14 protein-coding genes are annotated in these 16,333 nt (G+C 65.5%); 8 read left to right on the top strand and 6 right to left on the bottom strand.

The window, feature by feature from the left end; genetic code table 11:
• Positions 1–83 precede the first annotated feature (83 nt).
• The 3 genes from ABIB06_RS08685 to ABIB06_RS08675 are packed head-to-tail and all read right to left on the bottom strand — an operon-like array spanning position 84 to position 3,478.
• On the bottom strand, positions 84–1,163 hold the full coding sequence (locus ABIB06_RS08685; protein ID WP_354046802.1) for a D-TA family PLP-dependent enzyme: 1,080 nt from the start codon (positions 1,161–1,163) through the stop codon (positions 84–86).
• Between the two features lie 3 nt (positions 1,164–1,166).
• Positions 1,167–2,972 carry an ABC-F family ATP-binding cassette domain-containing protein gene (locus tag ABIB06_RS08680; protein WP_247446833.1) on the bottom strand — a complete coding sequence of 602 codons (1,806 nt, stop codon included), beginning with the start codon at positions 2,970–2,972 and terminating at the stop codon, positions 1,167–1,169.
• A gap of 8 nt (positions 2,973–2,980) precedes the next feature.
• A complete protein-coding gene (locus tag ABIB06_RS08675) occupies positions 2,981–3,478 on the bottom strand; it encodes a YaiI/YqxD family protein (RefSeq protein ID WP_247506122.1) in 498 nt (165 codons plus the stop codon).
• Between the two features lie 154 nt (positions 3,479–3,632).
• Here ABIB06_RS08675 and ABIB06_RS08670 point away from each other — a divergent pair, with 154 nt between their 5' ends.
• The gene (locus tag ABIB06_RS08670; protein WP_354046807.1) at positions 3,633–4,436 is read left to right on the top strand and encodes a hypothetical protein; all 804 of its coding nucleotides are present in this window, start codon (positions 3,633–3,635) and stop codon (positions 4,434–4,436) included.
• A 139-nt stretch (positions 4,437–4,575) separates the two neighbouring features.
• Here ABIB06_RS08670 and ABIB06_RS08665 read toward each other — a convergent pair whose 3' ends face one another.
• The gene (locus ABIB06_RS08665) at positions 4,576–6,942 is read right to left on the bottom strand and encodes a xanthine dehydrogenase family protein molybdopterin-binding subunit (RefSeq protein WP_354046809.1); all 2,367 of its coding nucleotides are present in this window, start codon (positions 6,940–6,942) and stop codon (positions 4,576–4,578) included.
• Positions 6,943–7,150: 208 nt separating this feature from the next.
• On the opposite strand from ABIB06_RS08665, the gene ABIB06_RS08660 reads away from it, so the two are divergent.
• Positions 7,151–8,221: a Ppx/GppA phosphatase family protein gene (locus tag ABIB06_RS08660; protein ID WP_354046811.1), complete on the top strand. Its 1,071-nt coding sequence runs from the start codon at positions 7,151–7,153 to the stop codon at positions 8,219–8,221.
• 1 nt (position 8,222) lies between these two features.
• The gene (locus ABIB06_RS08655) at positions 8,223–8,909 is read left to right on the top strand and encodes an RlmE family RNA methyltransferase (RefSeq protein ID WP_354046813.1); all 687 of its coding nucleotides are present in this window, start codon (positions 8,223–8,225) and stop codon (positions 8,907–8,909) included.
• 40 nt (positions 8,910–8,949) lie between these two features.
• Here the strand turns inward: ABIB06_RS08655 and ABIB06_RS08650 are convergent, their stop codons facing one another.
• Positions 8,950–10,440, bottom strand: coding sequence for an MFS transporter (locus ABIB06_RS08650; RefSeq protein ID WP_354046815.1), 1,491 nt, complete (start codon positions 10,438–10,440; stop codon positions 8,950–8,952).
• A 398-nt stretch (positions 10,441–10,838) separates the two neighbouring features.
• Here ABIB06_RS08650 and guaB point away from each other — a divergent pair, with 398 nt between their 5' ends.
• The 3 genes from guaB to ABIB06_RS08635 all read left to right on the top strand — a co-directional run bounded on the left by guaB (position 10,839) and on the right by ABIB06_RS08635 (position 14,057).
• Entirely contained in the window at positions 10,839–12,332 is a 1,494-nt protein-coding gene (gene guaB, locus ABIB06_RS08645; protein ID WP_354046817.1) for an IMP dehydrogenase, read from the top strand.
• 255 nt (positions 12,333–12,587) lie between these two features.
• Positions 12,588–13,610 carry an NADPH-dependent curcumin/dihydrocurcumin reductase gene (gene curA, locus ABIB06_RS08640; protein WP_354046819.1) on the top strand — a complete coding sequence of 341 codons (1,023 nt, stop codon included), beginning with the start codon at positions 12,588–12,590 and terminating at the stop codon, positions 13,608–13,610.
• Between the two features lie 150 nt (positions 13,611–13,760).
• Positions 13,761–14,057, top strand: coding sequence for a hypothetical protein (locus ABIB06_RS08635; RefSeq protein WP_354046821.1), 297 nt, complete (start codon positions 13,761–13,763; stop codon positions 14,055–14,057).
• Between the two features lie 15 nt (positions 14,058–14,072).
• Here ABIB06_RS08635 and ABIB06_RS08630 read toward each other — a convergent pair whose 3' ends face one another.
• Positions 14,073–14,342, bottom strand: coding sequence for a hypothetical protein (locus ABIB06_RS08630; RefSeq protein ID WP_502916550.1), 270 nt, complete (start codon positions 14,340–14,342; stop codon positions 14,073–14,075).
• A gap of 180 nt (positions 14,343–14,522) precedes the next feature.
• Here ABIB06_RS08630 and ABIB06_RS08625 point away from each other — a divergent pair, with 180 nt between their 5' ends.
• Positions 14,523–14,945 carry an MAPEG family protein gene (locus ABIB06_RS08625; protein ID WP_354046823.1) on the top strand — a complete coding sequence of 141 codons (423 nt, stop codon included), beginning with the start codon at positions 14,523–14,525 and terminating at the stop codon, positions 14,943–14,945.
• Between the two features lie 47 nt (positions 14,946–14,992).
• The gene (locus ABIB06_RS08620; RefSeq protein WP_354046825.1) at positions 14,993–16,294 is read left to right on the top strand and encodes an RsmB/NOP family class I SAM-dependent RNA methyltransferase; all 1,302 of its coding nucleotides are present in this window, start codon (positions 14,993–14,995) and stop codon (positions 16,292–16,294) included.
• Positions 16,295–16,333: the final 39 nt, after the last annotated feature.

Genomic DNA, 16,333 nt, shown 5'->3' with positions numbered 1-16,333 from the left:
ATCCAGAATCCTCCACGGAGGTAGTCTGGATTGCTTCGTCGCAAGAGCTCCTCGCAATGACGGCTGTGGAATCGTCGAAGCCCCTACCGCAGCTTCCCCCGTGCCGCGACTGGAAGCGTGCCGATGATTTCTTCGCCGCGCACCATCACCACCTCGTCCATCATGTTGACGACGACGCAGACATGATTGGGCACGATCCGCACGATGTCGCCGACATTCGGACGCGTGTTGCTGCGGGAGAGGTCGAGGAAGCCGTGTTCTTCCGCGAAGCGCGCGATCTTGGCTTCGGGGTGCTCCAGGATGAGGCCGTGGCCGTCGAGGCCGCCGGTGTCCGTGGTCAGCGTCTTTGAACCGGCATCGAGGATGCCGCGTTCGGGCGCGGCGCGGCTGACCACCGTCGAATAGATGTGCAGCGCGCAATCGTCCCAGGTGGCGGAGCCGGCGGCGACCTGCATGCGGTCGTTGTAGATGTAGGTGCCGAAGCGGTGCTCGGTGCCGCCCTTGAGCTTGCCGAGATTCTTCAGGTTTGGCGTGCCACCGGTCGAGACGATTTTTGCATCCAGCCCGTGCGCGCGCACGCCGGCCAGGGCCTCGTCGTAGAACTTTTGCGCGTCCGCCCAGCCGGTCTCGGTCGGATACAGCATGAAGCCGGCGAACTCGAGCCCCTTGGACGCGGCGATCTCGCGCGCGAGCGCAATCGCCTCTGCCGGCGTTTCAACACCGGCGCGCTTGCGCCCAGTATCGCATTCGACCACGACCGACAGCGGTCGGCCCGACGCAGCGGCGGCCTTGGGCAGACCGGCGACGACGGTCGAGTTGTCGGCGGCGGCCGTCATGTTGGCCTTGGCCTGCAACGCCCCTAACCGCGCCATCTTCTCGTCGCCGAGCAGGTTGTAGCTGATCAGGATATTATCGATGCCGGCATTGGCCATGATCTCGGCTTCACCGAGCTTCTGGCAGGTGATGCCTTTCGCGCCGGCCGCGATCTGCATCTTCGCGATGGTCGGATTCTTGTGCGTCTTGATGTGGGGACGGTTGGCGACACCCGCGTCATCGCAGGCCTTCTGGATGCGCGCGATGTTGCGTTCGACCTTGTCCATGTCGATGACGGCGCAGGGCGTGCCGTATTCGCGGGCAATTTTTGCAGCGAGTGTCGTTGTCATGGGTCAAGCTTTCTCGATCTCTTCGCGCCGCACTTCGAGCTCCAGCCATTTGTCCTCGGCCTCGGCCAGTTCCCCTTGCGCTTTCGTCAGAGCGTCGGAGGCCTGATCGAAGCGCTTGCGATCTTTGCGGAACAGATCGGGGTCGTCAAGGAACCGCTGCTGCTTGGCGATTTCGGCCTGCAGTTTGGCGATGGTCTTGGGCAGCGTCTCCAGCGCGTGTTGCTCGTTGAACGTCAACCGTCGTTTCGTGACGCCGGAAGGTGCTGCTGACCGCGTCTCTCTCTTCTCTTCGGCGGCTTTCGCCGTCGCGCGCTTCAAGTCGACGCCACGCTGGGCCAGCATGTCGGTGTAACCGCCGGCATATTCGAGCCAGCGCCCATCGCCCTCGGGCACGATCACGGACGTCACCACGCGATCGAGAAAGTCGCGATCATGGCTGATCAGAATTACGGTGCCCTCGTAGTCGCCGAGCATTTCCTCGAGGACGTCGAGGGTCTCGAGATCGAGGTCGTTGGTCGGCTCGTCCAGCACCAGGAGATTGGAGGGCTTCGCCAGCGCGCGTGCCAGCATCAGCCGGCCGCGCTCGCCGCCGGACAGCACCTCCAGCGGCGTGCGCATCTGTTCCTGGGCGAACAGGAAGTCCTTCATGTAGCTGACGACATGCTTTGGCTTGCCGCCGACCATGACGTGGTCGCCGCGGCCGCCGGTCAGCGCCTCGGCCAGCGTCGATTTGGGATCGAGACTTTCGCGGTGCTGGTCGAGCGTCGCCATCTCGATGTTGGCGCCGAGCCGTAAGCTGCCGCTGTCCGGTGCGCTGCCGCCGGTCAGCATCTCGATCAGCGTCGTCTTGCCGGCGCCGTTCGGGCCGACGATGCCGATGCGGTCGCCGCGCTGGACGCGGATCGAGAAACCGTCGACGATCTTTCGCTCGCCATAGGACCGGCTGATATTCTTGGCCTCGATGACGAGCTTGCCGGACTTGTCGGCTTCGGCAGCCGCGAGGTTGGCGTTGCCCGTCGCGCCGCGATGGGTGCGGCGCTGGTCGCGCAGCGCGTGCAGGTTTCCAAGCCGCTTGACGTTGCGCTTGCGGCGGCCCGAGACGCCGTAGCGCAACCAGTGCTCCTCGTTGACGATCTTGCGGTCGAGCTTGTGCTGGTCGCGCTCTTCCTCCGCGAGCACCTCGTCGCGCCAGGCCTCAAAGGCGCTGAAGCCGCGGTCGATCTGCCGGATCTGGCCGCGGTCGAGCCAGGCGGTGCTGCGCGAGAGATTGCTCAGGAAGCGCCGATCGTGGCTGATGATCACCAGCGCGCAGCGGCGGCTCTCCAGTTCGCCCTCCAGCCATTCGATGGTCGTGAGATCCAGATGGTTGGTCGGCTCGTCCAGCAGCAGGATATCGGGCGAGGGCGCCAGCACGCGCGCCAGCGCGGCGCGGCGCGCTTCGCCGCCGGAGACATGCGCCGGGTCTTCTTCGCCGCTGAGGCCGAGCTGTTCGACCAGATAGCGCGCCTGATAGTGATCGTCGCCGGCATGGAGGCCGGCCTCGACATAGGCCAGCGTGGTGGAGAAACCGGCAAAATCGGGCTCCTGCGGCAGGTAGCGAATGGTGGCGCCGGGCTGCACGAAACGGCTGCCGCCATCCGGTTCGACCAGGCCGGCAGCGATCTTGAGCAGCGTCGATTTGCCCGAACCGTTGCGGCCGATCAGGCAGACGCGCTCGCCGGTCGAAACCGACAGTTCGACGTTCGCCAGGAGCGGCGTGCCGCCAAAGGTCAGCTTGATATCGCGCAGTTGAATCAGCGGTGGCGCCATGCGGTGTCTCAGTCCTGTCTTGTTGCGGCCTGGTCGGCGCGGCGGCGCTGAATGCGGCGGATGGTCTGGTCGAGCGTCGACAGAAACGTCGAGCGGTCGCGTGGTGCAAACGATTTCGGGCCGCCCGTGACTTCGCCCGCCGAGCGCAAATCCGTCATCAGGTTGCGGACCGCGAGCGTCATCCCGATCGATTCTTCCGTGAACGGCTTGCCGTTGGATGCAATCACATCGGCGCCGGCCTTCACGCAGCGGCTCGCGAGCGGAATATCCGAGGTAATAACGATATCGCCGGGCCCCGCGCGCTCGGCGATCCAGTCGTCGGCGGCATCCATACCGGCGCCCGCGGCCACCCGCTCGATCAGCGGGTCCTGCGGCACGCGGATGAAATTGCCCGCGACCACGCTCACGGGCAAGCCGTGCCTGCCGGCGACGCGATAGATTTCGTCCTTGACGGGGCAGGCGTCGGCGTCGACGTAGATGCGGGTGGTGTTTTGAGGGTTCGTCATTATCCGTAGATGGGGCTTGCGAAGCGGTTCCGCAGCCCGCGCGTGGTACCCCATCCGGGCCGCAAAGGCGAGGGGATTGACCCCGGTTCCTCAAGGCCTACGATCGGTCCGCAACAACAAGAATTCAGAGCAAGAATTGAGGGAAGGTGACCCCATGCCGAACCGGCTCGAAACCCATCGCGTCGTGGCCTACAACACTGCAAAGCAATCCGAAAACAAGATGCATGACGACAATGTGGCGCGCCGCTTCGGCTTTTCCGGCGGGCTGGTTCCGGGCGTCGATGTCTTCGCCTACATGATGCACGTGCCGGTGGCGCGCTGGGGCCGCGATTTCCTGTCGCGCGGGCTGGTCGAAGCGCGCTTCATCAAGCCGGTCTATGACGGCGAGACCGCCGATGTCGATGCGACCGAGCACAATGGCTTGCTCACGATCGAGGTGTTCAGCCGCACCGAGCTCTGCGCCACCGGGACGGCAACGCTGCCGGCGGCCGCCGCGACTGCGGTGTCGTTGAGCGAGTATATCGCGGCGCCTGTTGTGGCCGAGCGTAAGCCAGTCAGCGCAGCGACCTTCGAAACCGGAAATTGGCTGGGCACGACGCCCCGGCGCTGGGCCGGGCAGGATGCAGCCGACTACCTCGCCGACATCAGGGAGCCCGATCCGATCTTCGCGCGCGAGGGGCTTGGCCATCCCGGCCTGATCCAGCGCGTCATGAACCGCGTGCTGGTGGACAACACCATTCTGGGCCCGTGGATTCATGTCGGCAGCCGCATGCAGCTGCTGTCAGCCGCACGCGTCGGCGACGAGATCACCGCGCGGGCAAAAGTCACCGCGAACTACGAGAAGAAAGGCCACCGCTTCGTCGAGCTCGACGCGCTGGTGGTCGCCAACGGCACGACGCCGCTGGCGCATTGCCAGCACACCGCGATCTACCAGCCGCGAGCGCAGGCGGCGGCGTAACAACACGCGCTGTCATGCCCCGCGAAGGCGGGGCATCCAGTACGCCGCGGCTTCTCGATTCTAGCCGCGCCGCCTCTGGAATACTGGATCGCCCGCTTTTGCGGGCGATGACAGTTGTGGACGCGGAGATTACGCAGCCTTACGCCGCCTTCGCATCCTGGATCGCGCGCCACACCCGCTCCGGGGTCAGCGGCATGTCGATGTGCTTGATGCCGTAGTCGGAGAGGGCGTCGATCACTGCGTTCACGACCGTCGACAGGCTGCCGGCGCAGCCGGCTTCGCCGCAGCCCTTGCTGCCGAGCGGATTGGTCGTGGCCGGCACGGGGTGGTCGCCGACCGTCATGAACGGAACGTCCTCGGCGCGCGGCAGGGCGTAGTCCATCAGCGAGCCCGTGATCGGCTGGCCGCTCTCGTCGTAGCGGATGTGCTCCATCAGCGCCTGCCCAATGCCCTGGACGACGCCGCCATGGAGCTGGCCCGCGACCAGCAGTGGGTTGATCACCGTGCCGAAATCGTTGACGGCGCTGTACTGGACGACCTGCACCACGCCGGTGTCAGGGTCGATCTCGACCTCGGCGACGTGGCAGCCGTTCGGGAAGGCCGAGGGCACCGGTTCGCTGGTGTGGTCGACGTCGAGGCTGTCAGGCACGCCCTCCGGCGTCTTGCCGTCATGCAGGCGCTTGGCGAGCTCCATGATGTCGATGCTGCGGTCGGTGCCGGCGATCGTGAAGCTGCCGTCGGCGAATTCCATGTCGGCTTCGGACGCTTCCAGCATGTGCGCAGCGGCACGCTTGCCCTTTTCGATTACGAGCTTGGCGGCCCCCACGATCGCCATGCCGCTCGCGGTGATCGAGCGCGAACCGCCGGTGCCGTTGCCGGTGTGGACGATGTCGCTGTCGCCCTGCACCAGCTTGACGCTGTCGAAGGGCACGCCAAGCTGCGCGCACAGCACCTGCGCGAATGCGGATGCGTGGCCCTGGCCGTAATCGAGCGTGCCGGTGATGAGCTGCACGGAGCCGTCGGGATCGAACACGATCTTGCCGAGCTCGACGCCGGGAGGTGCCGTAACCTCCAGATAGGAGCCGACGGCGATACCGCGCAGCTTGCCGGCCTTCTTGCTCTCCTTCTTGCGCTTGGCAAAATTCTCGTGGTCGGAGATTTCGAGCGCCTTGTTGAAGACAGCCTGGAAGTCGCCGCTGTCATAAGTGACGCCGGAGGAGGCGGCGAACGGCATCTGGTTCTGCTTGATGAAGTTGCGCTTGCGCATCGTCAGGCGGTTGATGCCCATCTCGTCGGCGGCGCGGTCGATCAGCCGCTCCATGTAGTAGTTGGCCTCGGGCCGGCCGGCGCCGCGATAGGCGCCCATCAGCGTGGTGTTGGTCAGCACCGTCTTGATGTCGACGGCCATCAGCGGTGTGCGATAGACGCTGGAAAAGTTCTTGCTGGTGTTGAGCGAGAGCGGACTGGGCGCAACGCCGGTGATGTAGGCACCGAGATTGCCGTAGCCTTCGAGCTTTGCCGCGAGGAAATGCCCCTCGGCGTCAAGCGCCAGCTCGGCATGAATCTTCTGCGCGCGGCCGTGGCTGTCGGACAAGAAGCTGGTGGAGCGTTCGTCCAGCCACTTCACCGGGCGGCCGAGCTCCTTGGCCGCGTACAGGATGCACATGTATTCGGGGTAGTTGACGTTCTTCATGCCGAAGGAGCCGCCGACATTGGCGGTGAGGATGCGCACCTTCTCGTTCGGCACTTTCAGGTTCTTGGCGAGGTTGGCGCGGTTGCCGGCGACGCCCTGCGTCGGCATCTGGATGGTGTAGCGCTCGGTCTTCTTGTCGTAGGAGGCAAGGCCAACGCGGGGCTCCATCGAGACCACGGCGACGCGGGTGTTCTCGATGTCGACCTTGGTCACGTGAGCGGCGCCGGCGAAGGCGGCGTTGACCTTCTCGATGTCGCCATAATGGTAGTCGAGCGCGACATTGTTCGGGATGTGGTCGTAGAGTTGCGGCGCGCCGGGTTTTGCGGCGTCCTCGGGCTCGGTCACCGCGGCCAGCGGCTCGATGTCGAGCTCGACCGCCTCGGCCGCGTCGCGCGCCTGGGCCAGCGTCTCCGCGACCACGAAGGCGACGGGATCGCCGACGAAGCGGACCTTGTCGGTCGCCAGCGGCTGGCGGTTGGTCTGGCGCAGGGGGGAGCCGTCGCGGTTCTTCAGCGGCAGGCCGCAGGTGAAGGGGCCGTAGCCGGCCGCATCGAGGTCCGTGCCGGTCCAGACCCCGAGCACGCCCGGCAGCGCCTTGGCGGCGTCGGTGTTGATGCCGCGGATGACACCATGGGCATGGGTGGAGCGGACGACGACGGCATGGGCCTGGCCGGGCAGGTTGAAATCGTCGGTATAGCGGCCCTTGCCGCGCACCAGCGTGTCGTCCTCCTTGCGGCGGACCGGCTGCCCGACGCCGTATTTTTGCAGTGCAATAGCGTTTTCGAGCGTGGATGATTTGGTGTGTTCTTGCATGGAAATGACCTGAAAAGCCGGCATTTGCGCATTTTCGCGCCAGGGGGGACCGGATCCTGCTGAGATAACCCACCGGCCCGTTCACGACAACGCACGAATGGGCATGGTCCCATGTGATGCGTTGTTGCGCAGGACTGACGCACTGCTAATGTTTCAGGCGAAAAAGCAATTCCAGCTCGGCCCACCCGGCCGCGGAAAGACAATTTGTATGAATGACCACACGCGGCTCCGCGACGGCCTTGCGCCGCACGGTGAGCTGGGGTCGATGGCGGCGGTGGCGTTTGCCACGGAACCGGCCGTCGGCGCGCAAGCGCCGGGAACCGGCGTCTATGCGGCGCTGGACCTCGGCACCAACAATTGCAGGCTCCTGATCGCCTGTCCGACCCATGACGGCTTTCGCGTGGTCGATTCGTTCTCGCGCATCATCCGGCTCGGCGAGGGTGTCTCGGCAACCGGCTGCATCAGCGAGGCCGCGATCGAGCGCGCCGTCGTGGCGCTCGGCATCTGTCGCGACAAGATCAATCTGCGCAAAGCCAAGCGATTGCGGCTGATCGCCACCGAGGCCTGCCGTGCGGCTTCGAATGCGGAGGATTTTCGCAGCCGCGTCGTGGCCGAGACCGGCATCGAGCTCGAGGTGATCGACCGCGAGACCGAGGCGGCGCTCGCCGTGCTCGGCTGCTCGCCGCTGGTCGATCCCAGGGGGCGCGGCGCAATCCTGTTCGACATCGGCGGCGGCTCGACCGAGCTGGTGCGGATCGAGCGCGACCCGGAGAATCCGGAGCCACGCATAAAAGCCTGGATGTCGATTCCGTTCGGTGTGGTCACACTGGCCGAGCAATTCGGCGGGCGCGACGTGACGCCGGAGATCTACGCTGCGATGGAGCGCGAGGTCGCCCGTCACATCACGCCGTTTGCCGAACAGCATGGCGGCGATCTTGCCGACATGCATCTGCTCGGCACGTCGGGCACGGTGACGACGCTTGCCGGCATCCATCTCAAGCTCGCGCGCTACGACCGGCGCCGGATCGACAGCATCTGGATGAATGATACCGACGTCACCGCGACCATCAACATGCTGCTCGGCATGAGCTACGAGGAACGCGCCGGCAACAGCTGCATCAGCGTCGAGCGCGCCGATCTCGTGCTGGCCGGCTGCGCCATCCTCGATGCGATCCGCCGCGCCTTTCCGCTGTCGCGCCTGCGCGTCGCCGACCGGGGCCTGCGCGAGGGCATGCTGGTCGAGATGATGCGCGAAGACGGCGCACTCAGGAGCTGGTGAGATGGCCAAGGACACCACCGGCCGCTTGCACGTCCAGGTCAAGACCCACGGCAAGCGCAAATTGTCGTCGAAGCTCTGGCTGGAGCGGCAGCTCAACGATCCCTATGTCATCAAGGCGAAGGCGCTGGGCTATCGGTCGCGCGCCGCGTTCAAGCTGCTGGAGATCGACGACAAATATCGGCTGCTCAAGCACGGCATGGCGGTGGTCGATCTCGGCGCTGCGCCGGGCGGCTGGAGCCAGATCGCTGCCAAGCGCGTCGGCTCCGTCGACGGCAAGGGCAAGGTGATCGCGATCGACCTGTTGGACATCCCCGAGATTGCCGGCGTCGAGTTCGCTCAGCTCGATTTCATGGACAATGACGCGCCGGACAAGCTCAAGGCCATGCTCGGCGGCGGCGCCGATGTCGTGATGTCCGACATGGCCGCCAACACCACCGGCCACCGCAAGACCGACCAGCTCCGCATCGTCGGCCTGATCGAGACCGCCGCCGCCTTTGCCTGCGACGTGCTGAAGCCCGGCGGAACTTTTTTGGCAAAGGCGTTCCAGAGCGGCGCCGACGCCGAGCTGCTCGCTCAGCTCAAGCGCGATTTTGCGACGGTGCGTCACGTCAAGCCTGCCGCAAGCCGTGCGGATTCCTCGGAGCGCTACGTGCTCGCGACGGGATTTCGGGGCGGGGCGACGGAATAGCAACAAACTCCGTCACTGCTCGCAATGGCGAGAAGAGAGACTACCCCAGCCGCTGATCCCGCGCGTCCTGGGTATCCTCCGTCGCTGCCTTGATGGCGGCACTCGCCGCGCCCTTGCCCGCACCCTTGCGGCTCGCGATCTCGACCGCCTTGCGGCCGGAGACTTCGTGGCCGGCATCATCGGGCATCTGCCAGAAGAACCAGCTCGACGCAGCTGAGGTCAGGGCGATCACGACGAAGGCCGGCGCAAACACGGTGGCGTTGAGCTCGCTGACATGGCTGAGCCACATCGTGGTCTCCACCGAGGCGGCACCCACGGCGACGCCGGCCGAGATCGCGAGCTGCTGGTTGACGCTGACGAGCGTGGTGGCGCGGCTCATCTGCGCGGTCTCGACGTCGGCATAGGCCACCGTGTTGATCGCGGTGAATTCCAGCGAGCGGAAGAAGCCGCCGATCACCAGAATGATCATGATGATGAGCAGCGGCGTCGTCACCGTGAACAGCGCACAGGCGGCGAGGAAAACCGCGCTGACGAGTGCGTTCACCGTCATCAGATTGCGGAAGCCGAACGCGCGGATGATGCGTGCGGCGAGCGCCTTCATGCCCATGGCGCCGAGCGAAGAGCCGAACGTGACGAGACCGGACTTGAACGGCGACAGGCCGAAGCCGATCTGCATCAGCAGCGGCAACAGGAACGGCAGCGCGCCGATGCCGAGCCGGAATATGAACCCGCCGAGAATGGCCGCGCGCAGCGTCGGAAGCCTCAGCAGCGAGAAGTCGAGCACCGGCGATCCCGTCCGCCGCGCGTGAATGACGTAGAGCGTCATCGAGATCGATCCGCCGACGACCAGGGCGGCAATCGTGCTCCACGGCAGCAGATTGAGACCGGCAACCGACAGCCCGAAGGCGATGCCGGCGAGGCCGAGGCCCGCCAGCACCATGCCGTAGAGGTCGAACGGCTCACGTTCCTCGCTCTTGATGGGATCAATGAAGCGCAAGGCCATGAAGATGCCGAGCAGCCCGATCGGGATGTTGATCAGGAATATCCAGTGCCACGACGTATAGGTGGTGATGAAGCCGCCGAGCGGCGGCCCGATCACGGGGCCGATCAGGGCAGGGACCGTCACCCAGGCCATTGCATTGACCAGCGCGCTCTTGTCGACGGAGCGCAGCAGCACGAGGCGTCCGACCGGGGTCATCATCGCTCCGCCCATGCCTTGCAGGATGCGCGCGAACACGAAATCGTTGACGGATGTCGAGAGCGCGCAGCCGACCGAGCCGACCATGAACACGCCGACCGCGATCGCAAACACCATGCGCGCGCCGAACCGGTCGGCGGTCCAGCCGCTCGCCGGGATGAACACCGCAAGCGACAGCAGATAGGAGGTGATCGCGAGCTTGAGCGTCAACGGGCTGGTGCCGATGTCGGCCGCGATCGCCGGCAGCGATGTGGCGATGACCGTCGAATCCATGTTCTCCATGAAGAGAGCAGTGGCCACGATCAGTGGAATGACGCGTTGCTTGTCGACCATGACGAATTGGTAATGGAAATCGGAAGGAAGGGCGGAGTTGCGGCTTATCACCGCCGCCGACCCGCGACCATTGCGGATCAACGCATAGCACCTAAATCCAGCGTGACCCCAGATGGGCGCGCCCCTGCGCCGGAGATCGCGATGATCTACCGGCACGGGGACGTCGTGGACGCCATCCGCCGGCACGGGCCGCGGGGCTATCCGCGCTGAACTTGCCTAAAAAGGCCTGTGCATGGCTGGCCGGCGGTCCGATTTGCTTTGATTCGTCACCCTCCCGTGCTATCGACCCGCGTCAACCCCACCGATGGGCTCCGATTCTCCGGCGATGCCGCAAGGTACGCCGAGGGCGGCGCTCATCCATAGCTATTTGCGGCAGGGCCGCAGGAAGGAGTTGGCAAATGGCCACGGTGCAACTTCAGGGCATTCGCGAAGCCTTTACGTTCGACGACGTGCTGTTGAAGCCGGGCCTGTCGGACGTCATGCCGGGCGAGGTCGACATCCGCTCCCGCGTCACCCGCGCCATCCCGCTCAACATCCCGATCATGGCCTCCGCCATGGACACGGTCACCGAAGCCCGCATGGCGATCGCCATGGCGCAAGCCGGCGGGCTCGGCGTCATCCACCGCAATTTCGATCCCGAAGGGCAGGCCGCCCAGGTGCGGCAGGTCAAGCGCTACGAGTCGGGCATGGTGGTGAACCCGCTCACCATCAGTCCCGACGCCACGCTGGACGACGCGCTCAAGCTGATGAGCGATCACGGCATCTCGGGCATTCCCGTCGTCACCGGTGCGGGCAAGTCCACGCCGGGCAAGCTGGTCGGCATCCTCACCAACCGCGACGTCCGCTTTGCCACCGACCGCCAGCAAAAAATCTCCGAGCTGATGACGCATGAAGGTCTCGTCACGGTGCGCGAGAATGTCAGCCAGGACGAGGCGCGCCGGTTGCTGCACCATCACCGCATCGAGAAGCTGCTCGTCGTCGACGATCAATATCGCTGCGTCGGACTGGTCACCGTGAAGGACATAGAGAAGGCGGTCGCGCATCCGCTGGCCTGCAAGGACGCGCAGGGGCGCCTGCGCGTCGCCGCCGCCACCACGGTCGGTGATAGCGGCTTCGAGCGCACCGAGCGGCTGATCGATGCCGGCGTCGATCTCGTCGTGGTCGACACCGCGCACGGCCATTCCCGTCACGTGCTGCATGCGGTCAACCGCATCAAGCGACTGTCCAATTCCGTGCAGGTCGTTGCCGGCAACGTCGCGACCTCCGAGGGCGCACAGGCGCTGATCGATGCGGGGGCGGACTGCATCAAGGTCGGCATCGGCCCGGGCTCGATCTGCACCACGCGCATCGTCGCCGGCGTCGGCGTGCCGCAGCTCACCGCGATCATGGATGCGGTCGAAGCTGCCAAGAAGGCCGACATCCCCGTCATCGCCGACGGCGGCATCAAGTTCTCCGGCGACCTTGCCAAAGCGCTCGCCGCCGGCGCCGACATCGCGATGGTCGGCTCGCTGCTCGCCGGCACCGACGAGACGCCCGGCGAGGTGTTCCTGTGGCAGGGCCGCTCCTACAAGGCCTATCGCGGCATGGGCTCGGTCGGCGCGATGGCGCGCGGCTCGGCCGACCGCTACTTTCAGCAGGACATCAAGGACACGCTGAAGCTCGTGCCAGAAGGCATCGAGGGCCAGGTGCCCTACAAGGGCGCGGTCGGCAACGTCATGCACCAGCTCGCCGGGGGCTTGCGCGCCGCGATGGGTTATGTCGGTGCAAAGGACATGCAGGAGCTGCATCAGAAGGCGAACTTCGTCCGCATCACCGGTGCGGGCCTGCGCGAAAGCCACGTCCACGACGTGACCATCACGCGTGAAGCGCCGAACTATCCGGGCGGCGGTTAGTCGTCTCGCTTTCGTGCCCCGGACGCAGCGCAGCGCTTCTTTAGCGGTGCGCTGCAGAGCCGGGGCCCATCTTTCCACCTGATCGCATGGGGCGTTCTGGGTCCCGGCTCCGCGCAGCAGCGCAAGGGCGCTGCAGCGCGTCCGGGACACGAGAGGCGCGCACGGCCAGCGACACGCGCGCTACTGCTTTTGTATTGACGCAGCTGCCTCCCTCCGCTTCCGTTCGCGCCGAAGCATAATCTGGAGGAAGCCATCATGACCCAAGCAAAACGCATCGTTCTCGCCGCGCGTCCCGTCGGCGAGCCGAAGTCGTCCGATTTCCGCCTTGAGGAATTCGCAGTCCCGACGCCAGGCGCGGGCGAAGTCCTGCTGCGCACGATCTGGCTGTCGCTCGATCCCTATATGCGTGGGCGCATGAGCGACGGTCCGTCTTACGCGACACCGGTGCCGGTCGGCGGCGTGATGGAAGCCGGTACGGTTTGCGAGGTCGCGACGTCCAACGATCCGAACTTCGCCAAGGGCGACATCGTGCTGTCGCGCGCGGGCTGGCAGACGCATGCGATCTCCGACGGCAAGGGGCTGAACAAGATCGACCCGAAGCTCGCGCCAATCTCGACGGCCATTGGCGTGCTCGGCATGCCCGGCATGACCGCCTACACGGGCCTGCTCGATATCGGCAAGCCGCAGGAAGGCGAGACCGTCGTCGTCGCCGGCGCCTCCGGCGCGGTCGGCTCGGCGGTAGGCCAGATCGCGAAGGTCAAGGGCGCACGCGCGGTTGGAATCGCCGGCGGCAAGGACAAATGCGACTACGTGGTGAAGGAGCTCGGCTTCGATGCCTGCCTCGATCACCGCGATCCTAATCTGGCGGCGAAGCTGAAAGACGCCTGTCCGAAGGGCATCGACGTCTATTTCGAGAATGTCGGCGGCGTCGTGTTCGAGGCGGTGTTCCCGCTGCTCAACCCGTTCGCGCGCGTGCCGGTCTGCGGCCTGATCGCGCACTACAACGACACCGAGGCCAAGCCGCCGAAATGGGCGGCCAGCATGATGCGCGCGACCCTGACCAAGCGGCTGACGTTCCGCGGCTTCATCGTCTCCGACTTCGCCTCCCGCCATGGTGACTTCCTGCGCGACATGTCCGGCTGGGTCCGGGACGGCAAGGTCAAGTACAAGGAGTTCGTCACTGAGGGCCTGGAAAGCGCGCCCGGAGCCTTCATGGGGCTCCTGAAGGGCGCCAATTTCGGCAAGCAGCTGGTGCGGGTCGGGCCGGACAAGGCTTGATCCGCCGCTCCGGCCCCCCGAGGGCCGGAGATTGGTTAATAAAGAGTGACCGATCGGCCACACCTGCCCGCAAAAGCCGCAAGTGTGACCGTCGGTTCATTGACGGGCCCGCGAAGGCATTGAATCATTGCGCATATTTCAGGTGCGATGATGTTAGAGATTGTTGTTTTCTGCGTAATCCTTTTGGCCGCCGGCTATTGGGCGACCATGTTCCTCATGGGCCGTCGAGACGACGTCATCCATGGCAAATTCGTTCACGGCGACGATGAGCGCGCGTTCACGCAACCCGCGATGCCCACGCCTTTGCCGCCATTCCCCAAGCGTCCGGTCAAAGCCGCGCGGCCTGCCAATGTTCAGCGTGCCGATACCGGGACCAAGCCGGTGAACAGCGAGGCTCTGCAATCCTTGCTTGCCGCGATCCAGCAGGATCTCAAAAGCGTCGCTTGAACACCGGCCGGCGAGCTAGTGCTCGCCGCCCATCTGGGCGAACAGCTCCTCGATGTAGACGTCGACCTGGCCGGCCGCCCTGACATGGCGGACCTCAAAGCTGTCGGGCTGGAAGCGGTACTCCACGAGCCCGACCTTCTTGATCGCGATCCGGTCCTGGCGCGCGTCGTTGATCCCTGAAGCCGGCTGAGGCGCCCAGACGTGGTGGGTGTGGCGCCAGGTGAAGTCGCGCCGCTGGTGCACGTGACCGCTGGCGATCCGGCGCAGGTCGATATGCGCAAACATCTCGAACTGCTCGGCTCGAAGGCGAGCCCTGAGTTCATCACCAGTGAATTGAGGCCTATCGACAGTTGGTCGCCTCATCGGGAACGCCGGTTCAACTCGTTGATTGTCAGGAACAGCGGTGACGGCTAATGGACGCTAGCTGTGCCTTCCGCCGGATGGGAAGATCCCGGGAAAATTCCGATGTCCATTCAAATGGTTTTGCTGCCGGTCTTCGTGCAGATCGGTCTCACCTTCGCGCTCCTGATCGCCATGGCGCTGGGGCGCCGGCGCGCGCTCGTCTCCGGCGAGACCAAGAGCCGCGACATTGCCCTGGGCGAGCCCAACTGGCCGCAGGGCGCCACACAATTCGCCAATTGCTACCGCAACCAGTTCGAGCTGCCGGTGCTGCTCTATGTCCTGATCGCGCTGGCGCTTCCCTTGCGCCATGCCGATCTCTTCATCGTGCTGATGTCCTGGGTGTTCGTGGCGACGCGGTTCGTCCATGCCGGCGTATTCGTCTCCTCGAACCAGCTCGGCCCGCGCTCCACGATCTGGCTCGCCGGCGTGCTCGTGCTGCTGGCGATGTGGATCTACTTCGCGCTGAAAATGCTGTTGCTGATCTAGGCGCTAATCGCCAATCCTGATCTGCAGGATTCACTGAAAGATTTGAAATGACTCCCGCTGCCCGGCTGTCCGCAGCCATCGAACTGATCGACACTATCGAGAAGGACCGCGTTCCCGCGGCCAAGGCACTGAAGGAGTGGGGCACCGCGCACCGCTTCGCCGGCTCCGGCGACCGCGCCGCGATCGCCGGCCTCGTCTGGGACGTGCTGCGCCGCTATGCATCGAGTGCGTTCCTGATGGATTCCGACACCGCGCGGGCGCGGCTGATCGGAATGCTCCGCCTCGAGCGCAACATGGCCGCGGCCACCATGGCCGCGCTGTTCGACGGCAGCCGCTTTGCCCCCGCGCCGCTGACCGACGCCGAGCAGGCCGCGCTCGCCGTGCGCTCGCTGAAGGACGCCCCGGCCGCGATCGCCGGCGACTATCCGGAATGGCTGGAGCCGTACTTTGCGAAGGCATTCGGCGAGGACCGCGTGGCGGAGGCCGCCGCGATGGCGAGCCGGGCGCCGCTCGACCTGCGCGTCAACACGCTAAAATCCAATCGCGACAAGGTGCTGGGGGCGCTTGCTCATCTTCATGCGAAACCGACGCATTGGTCCGCAACCGGCCTGCGCATCGCGCTTTCGGCCGATGCACGCAACCCGGGCGTCCAGGCGGAAGAGGATTTCATCAAGGGCGCAATTGAAGTGCAGGATGAGGGATCGCAGCTTGCGGCCGCTTTGACTGCGGCAAAACCCGGCGAGCAGGTGATTGATCTCTGCGCCGGCGCCGGCGGCAAGACGCTGGCGCTCGCCGCGATGATGCAGGGCAAGGGCCGGCTGATCGCAACCGACAGCGACAAGCGGCAGCTCGTACCCATTCACGAACGCCTGTCGCGCGCCGGCGTCCACAATGCCGATGTGCGCACGCCCAAGGGCGAGACCGATCCGCTGGCCGACATCAGCGCCACCGCCGACCTTGTCGTGATCGACGCGCCGTGCACGGGAACCGGAACCTGGCGCCGCAACCCCGACGCCAAATGGCGCATGCGCCCGGGGGCACTGGAGATTCGCCTGAGGGACCAGACCGCGGTGCTCGATCGCGCGGTTCCGCTGGTCAAGGCCGGCGGCCGCATCGCCTACATCACCTGCTCGGTGCTGCCCGAGGAGAACGGCGAGCAGGTGAGGGCGTTCACCGGCCGCCATCCCGAATTCGCGGTGGTGCCACCCGAGCAGACCGCGAGTGTGCTCTGGGACAAGTCGGAGGAGTTTGCGCAGGCCGCGCTGCAGTCGCCGGAGGGATGGCTGATGACGCCGCGGCGGACGGGCACGGACGGGTTCTTCGTTTCGGTGCTGAAGAAGACCGGCTAAAACCACCCAAACAAAAAAACCCGCGAACCGTTACCGGTT

It is taken from the genome of Bradyrhizobium sp. LB8.2 (assembly GCF_040548035.1).
Taxonomy (GTDB): Bacteria; Pseudomonadota; Alphaproteobacteria; order Rhizobiales; family Xanthobacteraceae; genus Bradyrhizobium.
Note: the sequence above shows the minus strand (reverse complement) of the source record. Positions and strands in the feature narration are given on the sequence as shown.